Annotated in this window: 12 protein-coding genes; 3 read left to right on the top strand and 9 right to left on the bottom strand. The window is 72.9% G+C overall.

The window, feature by feature from the left end:
* Window positions 1–114 precede the first annotated feature (114 nt).
* The 3 genes from sthA to ACFWPS_RS18720 form a co-directional block, all read right to left on the bottom strand.
* Window positions 115–1,518 carry a Si-specific NAD(P)(+) transhydrogenase gene (gene sthA / locus ACFWPS_RS18730; protein ID WP_383706380.1) on the bottom strand — a complete coding sequence of 468 codons (1,404 nt, stop codon included), beginning with the start codon at window positions 1,516–1,518 and terminating at the stop codon, window positions 115–117.
* 115 nt (window positions 1,519–1,633) lie between these two features.
* The gene (locus ACFWPS_RS18725; protein WP_383706378.1) at window positions 1,634–2,245 is read right to left on the bottom strand and encodes a nucleoside deaminase; all 612 of its coding nucleotides are present in this window, start codon (window positions 2,243–2,245) and stop codon (window positions 1,634–1,636) included.
* A gap of 19 nt (window positions 2,246–2,264) precedes the next feature.
* Window positions 2,265–2,471: a hypothetical protein gene (locus ACFWPS_RS18720; protein ID WP_181805276.1), complete on the bottom strand. Its 207-nt coding sequence runs from the start codon at window positions 2,469–2,471 to the stop codon at window positions 2,265–2,267.
* Between the two features lie 170 nt (window positions 2,472–2,641).
* Here ACFWPS_RS18720 and ACFWPS_RS18715 point away from each other — a divergent pair, with 170 nt between their 5' ends.
* Window positions 2,642–4,486, top strand: coding sequence for a glycoside hydrolase family 15 protein (locus tag ACFWPS_RS18715; protein ID WP_383706376.1), 1,845 nt, complete (start codon window positions 2,642–2,644; stop codon window positions 4,484–4,486).
* Between the two features lie 3 nt (window positions 4,487–4,489).
* Here the strand turns inward: ACFWPS_RS18715 and ACFWPS_RS18710 are convergent, their stop codons facing one another.
* The 5 genes from ACFWPS_RS18710 to ACFWPS_RS18690 form a co-directional block, all read right to left on the bottom strand.
* A complete protein-coding gene (locus ACFWPS_RS18710) occupies window positions 4,490–7,237 on the bottom strand; it encodes a SpoIIE family protein phosphatase (RefSeq protein WP_383706374.1) in 2,748 nt (915 codons plus the stop codon).
* Window positions 7,238–7,318: 81 nt separating this feature from the next.
* A complete protein-coding gene (locus ACFWPS_RS18705; RefSeq protein WP_383706372.1) occupies window positions 7,319–9,895 on the bottom strand; it encodes a SpoIIE family protein phosphatase in 2,577 nt (858 codons plus the stop codon).
* A 231-nt stretch (window positions 9,896–10,126) separates the two neighbouring features.
* Window positions 10,127–10,408 carry a YkvA family protein gene (locus tag ACFWPS_RS18700; RefSeq protein WP_383706370.1) on the bottom strand — a complete coding sequence of 94 codons (282 nt, stop codon included), beginning with the start codon at window positions 10,406–10,408 and terminating at the stop codon, window positions 10,127–10,129.
* Between the two features lie 40 nt (window positions 10,409–10,448).
* Window positions 10,449–11,597 (bottom strand): hypothetical protein, encoded by a 1,149-nt coding sequence (locus tag ACFWPS_RS18695; RefSeq protein ID WP_383706368.1) that lies wholly within the window; start codon window positions 11,595–11,597, stop codon window positions 10,449–10,451.
* 239 nt (window positions 11,598–11,836) lie between these two features.
* The gene (locus tag ACFWPS_RS18690) at window positions 11,837–13,201 is read right to left on the bottom strand and encodes an FAD-dependent oxidoreductase (protein ID WP_383706366.1); all 1,365 of its coding nucleotides are present in this window, start codon (window positions 13,199–13,201) and stop codon (window positions 11,837–11,839) included.
* 247 nt (window positions 13,202–13,448) lie between these two features.
* Here ACFWPS_RS18690 and ACFWPS_RS18685 point away from each other — a divergent pair, with 247 nt between their 5' ends.
* Window positions 13,449–14,507 (top strand): NAD-dependent epimerase/dehydratase family protein, encoded by a 1,059-nt coding sequence (locus ACFWPS_RS18685; RefSeq protein ID WP_383706364.1) that lies wholly within the window; start codon window positions 13,449–13,451, stop codon window positions 14,505–14,507.
* Window positions 14,508–14,534: 27 nt separating this feature from the next.
* On the opposite strand, the gene ACFWPS_RS18680 is transcribed toward ACFWPS_RS18685, so the two are convergent.
* The gene (locus tag ACFWPS_RS18680; RefSeq protein ID WP_383706362.1) at window positions 14,535–15,035 is read right to left on the bottom strand and encodes a C40 family peptidase; all 501 of its coding nucleotides are present in this window, start codon (window positions 15,033–15,035) and stop codon (window positions 14,535–14,537) included.
* On the opposite strand from ACFWPS_RS18680, the gene ACFWPS_RS18675 reads away from it, so the two are divergent.
* Window positions 15,034–15,257, top strand: a 224-nt coding sequence (locus ACFWPS_RS18675) for a hypothetical protein (protein WP_383706360.1), incomplete at its 3' end; no start/stop codon positions are given. The two genes, ACFWPS_RS18680 and ACFWPS_RS18675, sit on opposite strands and share 2 nt — an antisense overlap.

The raw sequence follows: 15,257 nt of genomic DNA, 5'->3' as shown, positions 1-15,257 counted from the left end.
TGTGGGTGTGACTATAGCGGCCCTCTTTGACCTTTCAAGCTGACCGACCGGTAATCACATATGCCACTTGGGGAGCCCAACCCTCACACCGGAAGCAGTGGTTCCTGAAGCCCCTCAGTCCTCCAGCCGGTCGAGCTGCCGCAGCTTGTTGGTGGCGTCCAGGGCCGCGACCTTGTAAGACTCCGCGAGCGTCGGGTAGTTGAACACCGCGTCCACCAAGTAGTCGACCGTGCCGCCGCAGCCCATCACCGACTGGCCGATATGGATCAGTTCTGTCGCTCCGGTACCGAAGCAGTGCACGCCGAGCAGTCGCCGGTCGTCGGGGGAGACCAGGAGCTTGAGCATGCCGTGCGAGTCGCCGATGATCTGGCCCCGGGCCAGCTCCCGGTAGCGGGCCACCCCGACCTCGAACGGCACGCAGTCCTCGGTGAGCTGGTCCTCGGTCCGGCCGACGAAGCTGATCTCCGGGATGGTGTAGATGCCGATGGGCTGCAGGTTGTCCATCTGTCCGACCGGTTCCCCGCAGGCGTGGTACGCGGCGACCCGGCCCTGTTCCATCGACGTCGCGGCGAGCGCGGGGAAGCCGATGACGTCGCCGACGGCGTAGATGTGCGGCACCTCGGTGCGGAAGTGCTCGTCCACCGTGATCCGGCCGCGCCGGTCGGCGGACAGGCCCGCCCTCTCCAGGTCCAGTCCGTCGGTCAGGCCCTGGCGGCCCGCCGAGTACATCACCGTGTCCGCCGGTATCTTCTTGCCGCTCTCCAGCACGGTCAGCGTGCCCCGGGTGTGCCGCTCGACGGCGGCGACGGTCTCCCCGAACCGGAAGGTGACGGCCAGGTCCCGCAGGTGGTACTTGAGCGACTCCACGACCTCGACGTCGCACATGTCGAGCATGGCCGCGCGCTTCTCGACCACGGTGACCTTGCTGCCGAGCGCGGCGAACATGCTGGCGTACTCCATGCCGATGACACCGGCGCCGACGATGACCATGGAGCGCGGCACCCGCTCCAGCGACAGCACGTTGTCCGAGTCCATGACGGTGCGGCCGTCGAACGCGACGCTGTCCGGGCGGGCCGGCCGGGTGCCGGTGGCGATGACGATGTGCTCCGAGGTCAACAGCCGTTCGTTGCCGCTCGGTTCGCGCAGGGCGACGGTGTGTGGGTCGACGAACCGGCCGGTGCCGGAGCACAGGGTGACATGGTTGCGGGAGAGCTGGTTGCGGATGACGTCCACCTCGCGGCTGACCACGTGCTGGGTGCGCGCGGTCAGGTCGGCGACGGTGATCTCCTCCTTCAGCCGGTAGCTCTGGCCGTAGAGATCCCGCTGGGTGAGACCGGTCAGGTAGAGGACCGCCTCGCGCAGGGTCTTCGAGGGGATGGTCCCGGTGTGGATGGACACGCCGCCGACCATGTCGGGGCTGTCGACGACGGCGACCCGGCGGCCGAGCTTGGCCGCGGCGATGGCGGCCTTCTGGCCGCCGGGTCCGGATCCGATGACAAGCATGTCGAAATCGCGCACCCTGCGGAGTCTGTCAGCACGCGGCCCTGCTTCGAAAGGGTGAACGGGCAACCTGCTCGTGAAATCCGGTACGGACCTGGGCCGTTGCGCACCTCGCGGGCCCCGGCCCGGTCGGCTAGGGCGGCCCGCCGGTACGGCCCGCGCGCAGCAGCTGCGCGCGCCGGAACAGGGCGTCCGTCGTTTCGGCGAGTACTCCGCCGAGCAGCCCGGGGGAGTAGAAGGGGCTCGCCGCCCGCGCCACCTCGGCCGCCGGGATCGCGATCTGGTCGAGACCGGTGCGGCCGAGCTCCTCGATCGAGGTCCCCCAGACCACCTGGCCGACCCCCGCCCAGGCGCAGGCGCTCATGCACATGGCACAGGGCTCCGCGGTCGAGTACAGCGTCGTCGCGGCCCAGCCGTGGTTGCCGGCCCTGCGCACGTAGTCGGCCATCGCGACCATCTCCCCGTGGTACGAGGGGTTCTCGGCCGAGGCGTTGACGCCCTGCCCCAGTACCCGGCCGGAGTGCACGAACACCGCCCCGAAGGGGTAGAGAGGGTTCCGCTGCGCCTCCTCGATCGCGAGGTTCATGAACCGGGCGTGCGCCGCGCCTCCGTCGGCCGCGGATCCGGCGGAGGCCGGAGCGGAGTGCGGTGCGGCGACAGGGGAGTGCGGTGCGACGGCACCGGGCACGGACGGGGTCAGGCCCGCCGTGCCGAGCAGCCCGAGGAGACTGCGCCTGGTCGGCATGGTCGTCGCGCCGCCGGAGTCAGGGCAGGAGCCGCTCGATGCAGTTCGGCCCCTCGCGCTCCATCTTCTTCCTGGCCCATTCGAGCGTGGCCGGGGTGACGTCCCGGCCGGACGCCATCACCAGGTCTTCGGGCGCCACCCCGGTGCCGGGGGCGCTGTGCAGCAGGGAGTCCGGGGTGGCGCGGTCGTCGGGCGACCGGGACGCTTCGGGTTCTGTGGTCGACATGGTCTCTCCTTCACGGAGCGGGGTGCACACTCTCACGATTGCCCGCCCGGCCGCACCCCGCATCCCGAGCGGCCCAGGGCCCTGCCCGGTGCCGGCAGCCGGTGCGGGAAGGATAGCGCCCCTTTTAAGCTGTAAGGTAGCGATACATCCGTTCCGGGGAGGCCGTCACGATGGCCGAACAGTCGTTCTATCAGAATGCGCCCGGGAGCCCCCGCTACCTGCCGATCGCCGAGCACGGGCTGATCGGCGATCTGCGCAGCGTGGCCCTGGTCGGCAGCAACGGCACGATCGACTGGTACTGCAGCCCGTCCTTCGACGCCCCCAGCGTCTTCGCCGCCGTCCTGGACGCCGAGCGCGGTGGTTTCTTCGCGCTGGCCGCGGCCGTACCGGCCCGGACCAAGCAGTTCTACTTCCCCGACACCAATGTGCTGATCACCCGGTTCTACACCGACGAGGGAGTCGGCGAGGTCCAGGACTTCATGCCGGTGACGGGCGAGTCGGGCGAGCCGGCCGAGTGCGAGCGGCACCGGCTGATCCGCCGGGTGCTGTGCGTGCGCGGCACCGTCCCCTTCCGGGTCCGGGTGGCCCCCCGCTTCAACTACGGTGCCGACCCGCACACCCTGCGCATACTCGGTGACACCGCCCTGTTCGAGTCCGCGGCCAAGGCCCTGCTGCTCACCTCCACGGTGGCCCTGGAGAGCGACGGCCCGGACGCCTGTGCCGACTTCAAGCTCTCCGAGGGCGAGTCCGCCGTCTTCGCCCTCGACCAGGCCGGCGAGGACATCGCCCCGCGCGGCTGCGCCCGTGCCGAGGCCGAGCGCCAGTTCGAAACGACGGTCTGCTACTGGCGGCGCTGGCTGCACCAGTCCCGCTACCGGGGCCGCTGGCGCGAGATGGTGCACCGCTCGGCGCTCACCCTGAAGCTGCTCACCTACGCGCCCACCGGCGCCATCGTCGCCGCGCCCACCACCAGCCTCCCCGAGCAGTTCGGCGGCGAACGCAACTGGGACTACCGCTACGTCTGGATCCGCGACGCCGCCTTCGCCGTCTACGCCCTGCTGCGGCTCGGCTTCAGCAGCGAGGCCGCGGCCTTCATGAAGTTCGTGACCACCTACATCAGCCCCGGCGACGGCTTCGCCTCCGGCCCGTTGCAGATCATGTACGGCATCGACGGCCGCTCCGACCTGCCCGAACGCGAGCTCACGCACCTGGAGGGCCACTGCGGCTCCGCCCCGGTCCGGGTCGGCAACGGCGCGGCAGGCCAGCTCCAGCTCGACATCTACGGCGCCCTCATCGACTCGATCTACCTCTACGACAAGTGGGCCGAGCCCATCTCCAGCGGCCAGTGGGACGACGTCACCCGCCTCGTCGAATGGGTCTGCGACCACTGGGACCAGCCCGACGAGGGCATCTGGGAGACCCGCGGCGGCCGCAAGAACTTCCTCTACTCGCGTCTGATGTGCTGGGTCGCCGTCGAGCGGGCGATCCGCCTCGCCAACCGGCGCGGCCTGCCCGCCGACCTGCCCCGCTGGCGGCAGTGCCGCGACACCATCTACCGGTGGATCATGGACCGCGGCTGGTCCGAGCGGCGCGGTGCGTTCGTCCAGCACGAGGGCGGCGACGTCCTCGACGCCTCGCTGCTCATGATGCCCCTGGCCAAGTTCATCGCCCCGACCGACCCCAAGTGGCTGTCCACCCTGGACGCCCTCACCGAGGACCTGGTCTCCGACTCCCTCGTCTACCGTTACGACCCGCAGGCCAGCCCCGACGGACTCCGCGGCGACGAGGGCACCTTCTCCATCTGCTCCTTCTGGTACGTGGAGGCCCTGGTCCGCGCCGGACGCGTGGACGAGGCCCGGCTCGCCTTCGAGAAGATGCTCACCTACGCCAACCATCTCGGCCTGTACGCCGAGGAGATCGGCCGCACCGGCGAGCAACAGGGCAACTTCCCTCAGGCGTTCACCCATCTCTCCCTCATCAGCGCCGCCTTCAACCTCGACCGCGCGCTGGGCTGAGGGTCATGGCAGCGGCTGCTCCGCCCAGATGACCTTCCCGGCGGGCGTGTAGCGGGTGCCCCAGCGCTCGGACAGCTGCGCGACCAGGAACAGGCCCCGGCCGCCCTCGTCGGTGCTCGCCGCGTACCGCAGATGCGGCGAGGTCGTGCTGGCGTCGGACACCTCGCAGATCAGCGCCCGGTCGCGCAGCAGCCGTACCCCGATGGGCGGCCGGCCGTGCCGGATGGCGTTGGTGACCAGCTCGCTGAGGATCAGCTCGGTGGTGAACGACAGCTCGTCCAGGTCCCACTCCGCCAGTTGACGGGTCACCTTGGACCGGACCTCGGAGACGGCCGCCGGATCGGCCGGCACCTGCCACTCGGCGATCCGGTCCGCGCCGAGCGCCCGGGTGCGGGCGACGATCAGCGCCACGTCGTCGCTGGGGCGGGCCGGCAGCCGCTCCAGCACGGCCGCACAGGTGTCGTCGGGGGTCGAGCCGACCGCCGACTCCAGGGCGCCGGCGAGCAGTTCGAGGCCCTCGTCGATGTCCCGCTGCCGGTCCTCGACCAGGCCGTCGGTGTAGAGGACCAGACTGCTGCCCTCGGGAAGTTCAAGATCGGCCGTCTCAAAAGGCAGTCCCCCCACGCCCAGCGGCGGGCCCGCCGGCACGTCCGGGAACTCCACGCTGCCGTCGGGGCCCACCAGTGCCGGCGGCGGATGACCGGCCCGGGCCACCGTGCAGCGCCGGGACACCGGGTCGTAGATCGCGTACAGACAGGTCGCCCCGGTGATCGTGGCCGGGCTGTCCGCGTCGTCCGCGGGGGTCTCGTCCTGGTCGATACGGCCCACCAGCTCGTCCAGCAGACCCATCAGTTCGTCGGGCGGCAGGTCGAGCGCCGTGAAGTTGTGCACGGCGGTGCGCAGCCGCCCCATGGTCGCCGCCGCGTGCAGCCCGTGCCCCACCACGTCCCCGACCACCAGCGCCACCCGGGCCCCGGACAGCGGCAGCACGTCGAACCAGTCGCCGCCCACCCCCGACTGGGCCGGCAGATAGCGGTAGGCGATGTCCAGGGCGCTCTGCGCGGGCAGACTGCGCGGCAGCAGGCTGCGCTGCAGCGTCACCGCCATGCTGTGCTCGCGCGTGTACCGGCGGGCGTTGTCGATGGAGACGGCGGCCCGCGCCACCAGCTCCTCCGCGAGGGCCAGTTCCTCGGCGTCGAACGGTGCGGGCTTCTCCGAACGGCAGAAGTTGGCCAGGCCCAGCACCAGGTTCCCGGCCCGCAGCGGCACCGTGATCAGCGAGTGGATGCCGAACTCCAGGATCCGTCCGGTCAGTTCCACGTCCTGGGACCGCCAGCCGGGCGAGTCCCGCAGCCGCGGCTCGACGACGGACTCGCCGCTCTCCAGGCTCCGGCCCTGCGGCGAGGACGGCACGAACTGGAACCGCTCGCCGACCGGGTACAGCGGGGCGTCCTTGCGGATGCCGGCGAACGCCACCCGGCGCAGCGCGTCCCCGGGCTTCGGCTCCTCGCCCTTGAGGACCGCGTCGTACAGGTCGACGGTGGCGTAGTCCGCGAACCGCGGCACGGCCAGCTCCGTCAGCTCCTCGGCGGTGCGGGTGACGTCCAGGCTGGTGCCGATGCCCACCCCGGCGTCGTACAGCATGTTCAGGCGTTCGCGGGCCACCTCGGCGCGCCCGGAGAGGGCGCGCAGCTCGGTCGAGTCGCGCAGGGTGGTGACGCTCCCGGGCGGGCCGCCGCGTACCGCGATGGGGCGCTGGTTGACGGCCAGCAGCCGGTCCTTGACCAGGTGCACCTCGTCGGTGGCGACCCGTCCCGAGCCGATCAGCGACGCCGTCTCCGTGTCCAGGCCGAGGTCCAGGACCCGGCGGCGCTCGGCGTCCCCGGGCAGGTCCAGCAGGCGCTGTGCCTCGTCGTTGGCGAGCATCAGCCGGCCGTCGCCGTCGACGATCAGCACACCCTCCCGCACGGAGTGCAGCACCGCGTCGTGGTGCTCGTACATCCGGGTCATCTCGTCCGGGCCCAGGCCGTGCGTCTGGCGCAGCAGCCGCCGGCTGACCAGCGCCGTTCCCGCGGTCGCCAGCGCCAGTGCCGCGGCGGCCGCGATCAGCAGCAGCGGCAGCTGCTGGTCGGCGGTGCCGCCCACGTGCGCGGTGGTGATGCCGGCCGACACCAGGCCCACCACCTTGCCGTTCGCGTCCCGGACCGGGACCACGGCCTGCACCAGCTCCCCGATGGTGCCGTGGACCTCCTCGGTGACCGTCCCGCCGGCCAGCGCGGGCCCGATGGTCCCGACGAACTTCTTGCCGATGCGGTCCGGCTTGGGGTGCGTGTACCGGATCCCGTCGGTGTTCATGACGACGATGAAGTCCACGCCGGTCGCCTTGCGGGCCGCCTCGGCCCGTGGCTGGAGCACCTTCGTGGGGTCGGGCAGCCGCAGCGCCGCCGCGGTGCCGGGGGCTTCGGCGAAGGTCTGGGCGACGGCCAGGGACCGGTTGCGGGCCTCGGTGGTGCTGTCGTGCCGTACCTGGAGCACCAGGGCCAGCACGGCCGACACGATCAGGAGCAGCACGATCGCCACCTGCAGCACGAAGACCTGCCCGGCCACGCTGCGTCCGCTCAGCGCCGACCACAGCCGTCCGGACCGGATACGCCCCGGCCCGCCGGTCTCCCGCTCCCGCTGGGCGAGCGGCGCGCGCGGAGTCCCGGATCGGGACGGCCGAGGGTCGGACCGGCCGGGCTGACGGACCATGAGCCCATGTCTACACTGCCCCGCCCCGCGAGGCGAGAGCGCCCCCTGAGGTAACCGGCGAGATACCCCGTTGTGTCCTGATCACCCTCGGCGCGCGGGCTCCGGGCGGCGGGTGGCGAGCAGCAGTGCCACGTCGTCGGGGCGGTCGGTGGCGTGCCGGGCCATGGCGGTCAGCCGGTCGGCCACTCCGGTCAGGGTCCGGCCGCCGGGCCGCCCCGGCACCGCCCCGGCCTCGGACAGGGCCGCCCCCAGCGCGGCTATGCCCTCGTCGATGTCCGCGCCCGGCCGCTCCACCAGCCCGTCCGTGTACAGGGCGAGGATCGCGTCCGGCGCCAGCTCCAGCTCGGTCACCGGATACCGGGCCCGCGGATCCACGCCCAGGACCACACCGCCGGGTATCTCCAGGACGCGGGTGCGGCCGTCCGGATCGCGCAACAGGGGCGGCGGATGACCGGCCCGGGCGATCCGGACGAGCCCGGTGGCGGGGTCAAGGCGCAGATAGCAGCAGCTCGCGAACTGACCCGGGTCGAGGTCGATGAGCAGCCGGTTGGTGCCGCTCAGCACCTCGTCGGGCGGCCGGTCGCTGAGCGCGAACGCCCTTACCGCGCTGCGCAGTTGCCCCATGGTGGCGGCCGCCTGCACGCCGTGCCCCTGGACGTCGCCGATGACCAGGGCGAGACCGTCGCCCGACCCGACGACGTCGTACCAGTCGCCGCCCACGTCCATGCCCTGGGTGCCCGGCAGATACCGGCCCGCGGTCTCCACCCGGGGGTGTGCCGACAGCCGGCGGGGCAGCAGCGCCTGCTGGAGACCGCGGGCGAGGGCGGCCTCGCTGTCGTAGCGCCGGGCCTTCTCCATCGCGTGCGCGATCAGGCCCGCGAGGGCCGTGAGGACGGTGCGCTCCTCGGTGCTGAAACCGCGCTCGACGTCGAAGCCGAGGATGCAGGTGCCGACCGGGCGCCCCGAGGCGATCAGCGGCAGGAAGGCGCGGGCGCCCACGTCGGTGTCCAGGGGGAGGCCCGGGTAGGTGTCCGCCAACTGCCGCATCGACTCGAAGAACAGCGGCCTGCCGGTGGTGAGGGTCTCGACACCGGGGATGCGGGCGTCCAGGCCGACCCCGTCGAACGGGGCGAGGAAGCCCGGCGGGAAGCCGGTCTCCCAGGCGAGGTAGAGATGCCGGTCCTGGAGCAGGTAGATGGCCAGCCGGCGGCCGCCGAACGCGGGGAGCAGCTCCTGCATCACCACCGCGGAGACCTGCTGGGCGGTCACCGCGTCGGTCAGCGCGATGGCCAGAGCGATCGGCCGGTACAGCGGGGCCATCGAAGGACCACCGGGCACGCCCGGCCCACCGGGCACGCCCGGCCCACCGGGCCGCCCGAGCCCGGTCGCGGTGCTCGGCCCGGTCGCCGTGCTCGGCTCGGCTGCCGTGCCCGGCTCGACCGGGTGGGGCAGGTGCACGGCCGGGTCGATCCGGCTCGCCGGGACGACCGTTCCGGTGATGAGGTCCGGGCCCGGGTGCAGGGACAGAGCGAGGCACTCGCCCTCGGCGACGTCCTCGCACCGGACCTGGAAGTGCACCGGACCGCGGGCCAGCAGCGCACCCCGCCAGTGGTCGTCGTAGGGCGGACCGCTCAGCCACGGCATCGCCTCCCACACGGGCCGGCCGAGCAGCTCGGAGCGCGGCCGGCCCGACAGATGGACGACGGCCGGGTTGACGTAGCGGACGACCCCCGTGCGGTCCAGGCAGAAGACGCCCTGCGGCAGCAGGTCGGCCGCTCCGTCGGCGGCCGCGGCCGGGCCCGGGTCGACGACGATCCCGGAGACCAGGGACGGGTCGGCGGCGCCGGGCGGCGGCCACAGTTCCAGGAGGAGCGGGGCGCCGTCCGCGGCCCGCACCCGCAGCGGGGAGTGCGGCGGCTTGCCGGCCGCGGTCTCGCGCAGCGCGGCCAGCACGTCGTCGGCGTCGTCGGGCGTCACGGCCACGGCCAGTTCGGTTCCGGTACCGGGGAAGTCCTCCGGCGCCATGCCGAGCAGGGCGTGCAGCCGGTCGTCCGCGCGCACCGCCGAGGTGACCGGATCCCAGGTGAAGCGGCCCACCCGGGCCGCCCCGGGCCGTGGCGCGGGCGGCCGTATGCACACCGGCTCGCCCTCCCAGGCGACCGCCGCGTCGCCCTCCTCGGCCACCAGCTCGCGCAGTCCGGCCCCCAGCCGCTCGGCCAGCCGGCCCAGCCGGTCCAGGTCGGGCAGCTCGTCCACGGTGTCCGGGGTCGCGGGACGCAGCACGGTCAGCACCCCGAAGGACGGCTCCGCGCCGGGCACGGGCGTGTACACCGACCCGAACTGGAACGGCAGGCCCGCCGCGAACTGGGGATACCGGCGCACCATCTCGGTGGCGTCGGGCAGCACCACCCGCACACCGAGCCGGTAGGCGTCGGCCACCGGGAAGGGCCGGTCCACGTGCAGCCGCCACCAGGGCCGGAACAGCGGGCCGGGAAGTCCCACCAGCGTGGCCAGGCGCAGCAGTCCCGGGGTACCGGAGCGCAGGTACACCCCGGCGACGTGGCCGCCCGCCGCGCCCAGGGCGCCGGTCGAGGCCTCGACCAGCAGCGCGGTCAGCCGCTCACGCGCCCGGCCCATGGGCTCGCCGCTCCCAGTCATCGGGTCCTACCTAGTCCGCGCACCGCCGGGTGGGTGACACAGCAAGAATGCGTCACGACGGCCCGAAAACGCACCTCCGCGACACGGACCCACGGCGGTGGCGGCCACGGCGCCGGCCGGCTCGGCCCGCGCCCGCCGGCCGAAGCGCCAGGTGACCGTCCTCCCGGACACCGCGGACGGACCGGGGACACCGGCGAATGTGGCTTGCGTCACTCTGTCATGCCGGGCGGGTCAGAGTTCCGGGTCCTCCGCCGGCAGGGCCGCCCGCATCGAGCGCAGGGCCAGCAGCAGGACGCCGATGTCGTCCAGGTAGATCGGGTCGGGCAGCAGGTCGGTGGGGAGCACCAGATACAGCACGGCGCCCCAGAACACCCAGCGCGAGCCGGTCGGCAGCCCGGCCCGGCGCAGGGTGCGCCGGGTGCGGACCAGTCGTACGAGTAGGGCGACGGCGCCCGCCAGCAGGGCCGCGGCGACGATCGCGCAGATCACGAGCACGGTCGTGGTGGTGTCCATGGCTGTCCTGTCGTCCGGCCCCGATCCGGCCCGGGGTCTCTCACTGGTCCGTGTTCCCGGTTTCGTCCCCGGGCATGGCCGTCGGTTCCGCATTCTCCTTCGGGGCCCGCAGCCCCTTGAAGGCGCGGGTCAACTGCTGGAGGGGGGAGGCGGGTTGGGGCGCCGGTGCGGGCGGGGCGGGGGTGTCGCGGAGGGCGGCGAGCGCCTCGCCGGCCCGCTCGGCGGCCTCCCGGTACAGGTCCCGGGACCTGGTCATGGCCTCCAGCGCCTCGGCGTACTGCGCGACGCGCCCCCGTTCGCGCGCCAGCTCCTCCTCCAGCGTCATCAGGGTCCAGTTGTCGCGCAGATCGGCCAGCGCCTCCTCGGCGCCCTGCGGCGCGGGCTTCGCAAGTGCCGCGAACCGGCGCAGGGCGGCGATCAACTCGGTGGGCTCCGAGCCGTCCAGGAAGACGCTGCGCACCGCGTACTCCTGCGCGTCGTAGTCCGACGGCGCCGGGTCCGGGGGCAGCAGCACGGCGCCGCCGCGCGGGACCTCGGCACCGAGGTCGCGCAGCGCCCAGTTGACGGCTCGGAACTGCTGGGGCGCGGCGCGGTGTTCCACCACGCGGTGCGCGAGGCCGGGCGGCAGCCGCCGGACCAGCGGCAGCCGGCCGAGCGTGTCGGGCGTCATCGCCTCGTGCACGACGAGGTTGACGCACCAGGCGTCCTTCGCCGCGTCCCGCAGCACCCGGCGCATGTCCTTGTCGTCGCCGGGCAGCGGGTTGACCGTGCGCAGCCGCACGCCCGCCACGGCCGGGTGGTAGTCCCAGGCGGCCTCGCCGCCGTCACCGGCCTCCTCGCCGTCCGGCCAGAACATCGCCGCGGGGGAGGGCCAGGCCTCGTCCCAGGGCCGGTCGGCCTCGGCGACGAGCTGCCACTCCCGGCCCGCCTGCCGGCCCTGCAGGTCGACGAGGGTGAGCCGGGCGCGCACCGTCACGGTGCCGTCGTCGACGCGCCAGCGGGCCTCGAAGACCCGCCGGGCCAAGTCGTCGGGCACCGGGGGTTCGGCGAAGTCGTCGAGGGCGCCGGTCTCCTTGCGGCGGCGCAGGATCCTGCGGATCACCTCTTCGGAGTGCGGGCCCGTGTGGCGGCCGCGAGCGGGCCAGACGGTCGGCGGAAGGACGGCGCGGTCGGCGGCGGAGTTCGACATGGGCCAATCTGCTGGTGGGAGCGGGCTGCGTCTTCCAGTATCCCCGCTCGGGAGCGTGGCCCGCCGGGCGGGGCCGCCCGCGCACGGGGTGTGCGCCCCGCACCCGGGGCGCACATCGTGTGCGTCGTACGACGCCGGTTCACTCGTGCCCTTGATCCGGCACGCCCCGCACAATGGTGCGGCGAACGGGGCCCGCCCGCCCATCCGCTCAGGGGCGGGCCCCGTTCGGCGTCAGTGCCTCACGCACCACTCTCGCGGAGCATGTCCTCGCGCTCCACGAGCTTGACGCGCTCGCGGCCCTGCGGCTCGCCCAGTGCCTTCTCGGCGGCGTCCAGCTTGTGCCAGCCCTCCCAGGTGGTGAAGCGGACGTCGCGCTCCGCGAGGAATGCCTCCACGGCCTCCGGCGCGGGGGCCTCCGGGGTGTGCAGCCGGCCGTGCGCGTAGTCGTCCAGCAGATTCGACACCGTCTCGTTGGCGTCGCCCTTGGTGTGGCCGATCAGACCGACCGGGCCGCGGCGGATCCAGCCGGTGACGTACGTCGACCGGAGGTGGCTGCCGCTCTCCTCGACGACCCGGCCGCCCTCGTCCGGGACCGTGCCCGACTCGATGTCCCAGGGCAGCTTGGGCAGCTTGTCGGAGAGGTAGCCGACCGCGCGGTAGACCGCGGTGAGGTCCCAGTCCTTGAACTCGCCGGTGCCCTTGACGTTGCCGGTGCCGTCCAGCGCGGTGCGCTCGGTGCGCAGGCCGACGACCTTGCCGTCCTCGCCGAGGATCTCGGCCGGCGACTCGAAGAAGTGCAGGAAGAGCTTGTGCGGGCGGTCGCCGACGTCGCGGATCGCCCAGTTCTCCAGGGTCTTGGCGACCATGTCGGCCTGCTTGTTGCCGCGCCGGGTCTCGATCGAGCCCTCGTCGTAGTCGATGTCCTCGGGGTCGACGATGACCTCGATGTTGGGGGAGTGGTCCAGCTCCCGCAGCTCCATCGGGGAGAACTTCGCCTGCGCCGGGCCGCGGCGGCCGAAGACGTGCACTTCGAGGGCCTTGTTGGCCTTCAGGCCGTCGTGGACGTTCGGCGGGATCTCCGTCGGGAGCAGCTCGTCGGCGGTCTTGGCGAGGATGCGGGCCACGTCCAGGGCCACGTTGCCGACGCCGAGGACCGCGACCTTCTCGGCCTCCAGCGGCCAGGTGCGCGGCACGTCCGGGTGGCCGTCGTACCAGGAGACGAAGTCGGCGGCGCCGTGGGAGCCGTCCAGCTCGATGCCGGGTATCCGCAGCTCGCGGTCGGCCGTGGCACCCGTCGAGAAGATCACCGCGTCGTAGAAGGAACGCAGGTCGTCGAGGCTGATGTCGGTCGGGTAGTCCACGTTGCCGAAGAGGCGGATCTGCGGCTTGTCGAGCACCTGGTGCAGGGCGGTGATGATGCCCTTGATGCGCGGGTGGTCGGGGGCGACGCCGTACCGGATCAGGCCGAACGGGGCGGGCATCCGCTCGAAGAGGTCGATGGACACGCCGGGCTCGGCGGCCACCGCGGACTTGAGCAGGGCGTCGGCGGCGTAGATCCCGGCGGGGCCGGCTCCGACGATGGCTACCCGCAGGGGGCGCGGCATGATCAGGTTCCCTTCGAGTGAGGACAAGCGATCTCGAACGGGAAGCCTAAACTAAGGCAGTCCTAAGTTAGTACGCGGGTCCGCTCTATGACCCCATAAGGCGATCTTATGACTTCTGTCGGGCCCGGCTTATGGCTTCCCGGGCGTCACAGTGGCCGCCCGGTGCTTGGCGGGCGCCCCGGCCATGCACCAACCTGTCCTCTGCGGCGCACCGAGGCACGGTGGCCCGAGGGCGAGGGGTGGAAGCGTGGACGCACGCGGGGAGACGACCGTCGCGGTGACCGGTGGCAGCGGATTCGTCGGCAGCCATCTGGTACGGCGGCTGCTGGAGCGAGGGTACCGGGTCCGCGCGACCGTCCGCCGCGCCTCCGACGCGACGAAGGTACGGCCCCTGTGGGAGCTCCAGGAGGCCTTCCCGGGCCGACTCGCCCTCTTCGAGGCCGACCTGCTCAAGGACGGCTCCTTCGACGAGGCGTTCCGCGGCTGCGCGACCGTCTTCCACGTGGCCTCGCCGTTCCTGATGCCCGAGCGGATCGAGGACGGCCAACGGGACGTGGTGGACCCGGCGTTGCTCGGCACCCGCAACGTCCTCGGCGGCGTGGAGCGCACCCCGGAGGTGACGACCCTGGTCTTCACCTCCACCGTGGGCACGATCTTCGGCGACTACGCCGACGTCCGCGAGATGGCCGGCGAGGTGCTGACGGAGAAGTACTTCAACACCACCAGCACGGTGGCGAACAACCCCTACCACTACGCCAAGACGGTCGCCGAGCGCGCCGCCCGGGACGCCGAGGCCGCCCAGGACCGCTGGCGCATGGTGTCCGTCAACCCGGGACTGATCCTGGGCCCGTCCCTGACGCCCGCCTCCGAGTCCGGCAGCCTCTTCCTGCTCGACGAGCTGTTCAAGGGCTACTTCTGCTATGGCGCCCCGGACTTCAGCTTCACCACCGCCGACGTCCGCGACGTGGCCGACGCGCACATAGCGGCGGCGGAGAACCCGGCGGCGAGCGGCCGTTACATCGTGGCCAACGAGACGATGACGTCCTTCCACGAGATGTCCCGGATCATCCGCACCCGCCACCCCTGGGACCCGCGTCTGCCGCGCACCGCGCTCCCGCACGGGCCGGTACGGGTCCTCGGCCCCCTCTTCGGCCTCACCCAGGACTACATACGCAAGCACCTCGGCATCCGCTTCCGCGTCGACAACGGCCGAAGCGTCCGCGAACTGGGCCTTGCCTACCGGCCCGTCGAGGAGACCCTCCTGGACCACCACGAGAGCTGGCGCACGCGGCGGCGGAGGGTCTGACCTCGGGGGAGGCCGGTGCCGGCCGGTTCAGGCCGGGCGGATCACCCGGTGGATCGCCGACTCCCCGGCGTTGTAGATCGACTCCTCGCGGATGAGCGCCCCCGGGCTGGGCGCGTGCACCATCGTGCCGCCGCCCGCGTAGATCCCGACGTGGCTGTCGTCGTCGAAGAAGAAGACCAGGTCACCGGGCTCGATGGCGGCCAGCGTCAGCGGGGTGCCGGCCAGGGTCTGCTCCGGCGCGCTGCGCGGCAGTATGACACCGGCGGCGCGCCAGGCGGCCTGGGTCAGGCTGGAGCAGTCGTACGCCCCGGGCCCGGTCGCCCCCCATACGCACGGCCGGCCGATCTGCTCCCGCGCGAAAGCCAGCGCCTTCATGGCCTTGCCCGGCTCGGCCGCGACGCCCGGCTGGAGGAAGGCACCGGGATCGGCGGCGAAGGCGCCGGGCACGGCCGCGGGTGCGGCGGGGACCGGGGCGGCGACCTGCGGGGGCGCGGTCGGCAGGGGGGTGGTGGGGAGCGGGGCCGTCATGACCGGGGCCGTCATGACCGGGGCCGTCATGACCGGAGCGGCGGTGGGCATCGCCATGGTGGGCGCGGCCATCATCGCTTCGGCCGGCGCGGTCATGGCCATCGGCGCCGCGGCCGTCGCGGCCATGGGGGGCGCCTGCATCGGTGCTGCCATCGGTGGTGTCATGGGCGCCGCCATGGGCGCCGCCATGGGCGCCGCCATGGGCGCCGCCATGGGCGCCGC

The sequence above is a fragment of the Streptomyces sp. NPDC058457 genome (assembly GCF_042720695.1).
Lineage (GTDB): Bacteria > Actinomycetota > Actinomycetes > Streptomycetales > Streptomycetaceae > Streptomyces.
Note: the sequence above shows the minus strand (reverse complement) of the source record. Positions and strands in the feature narration are given on the sequence as shown.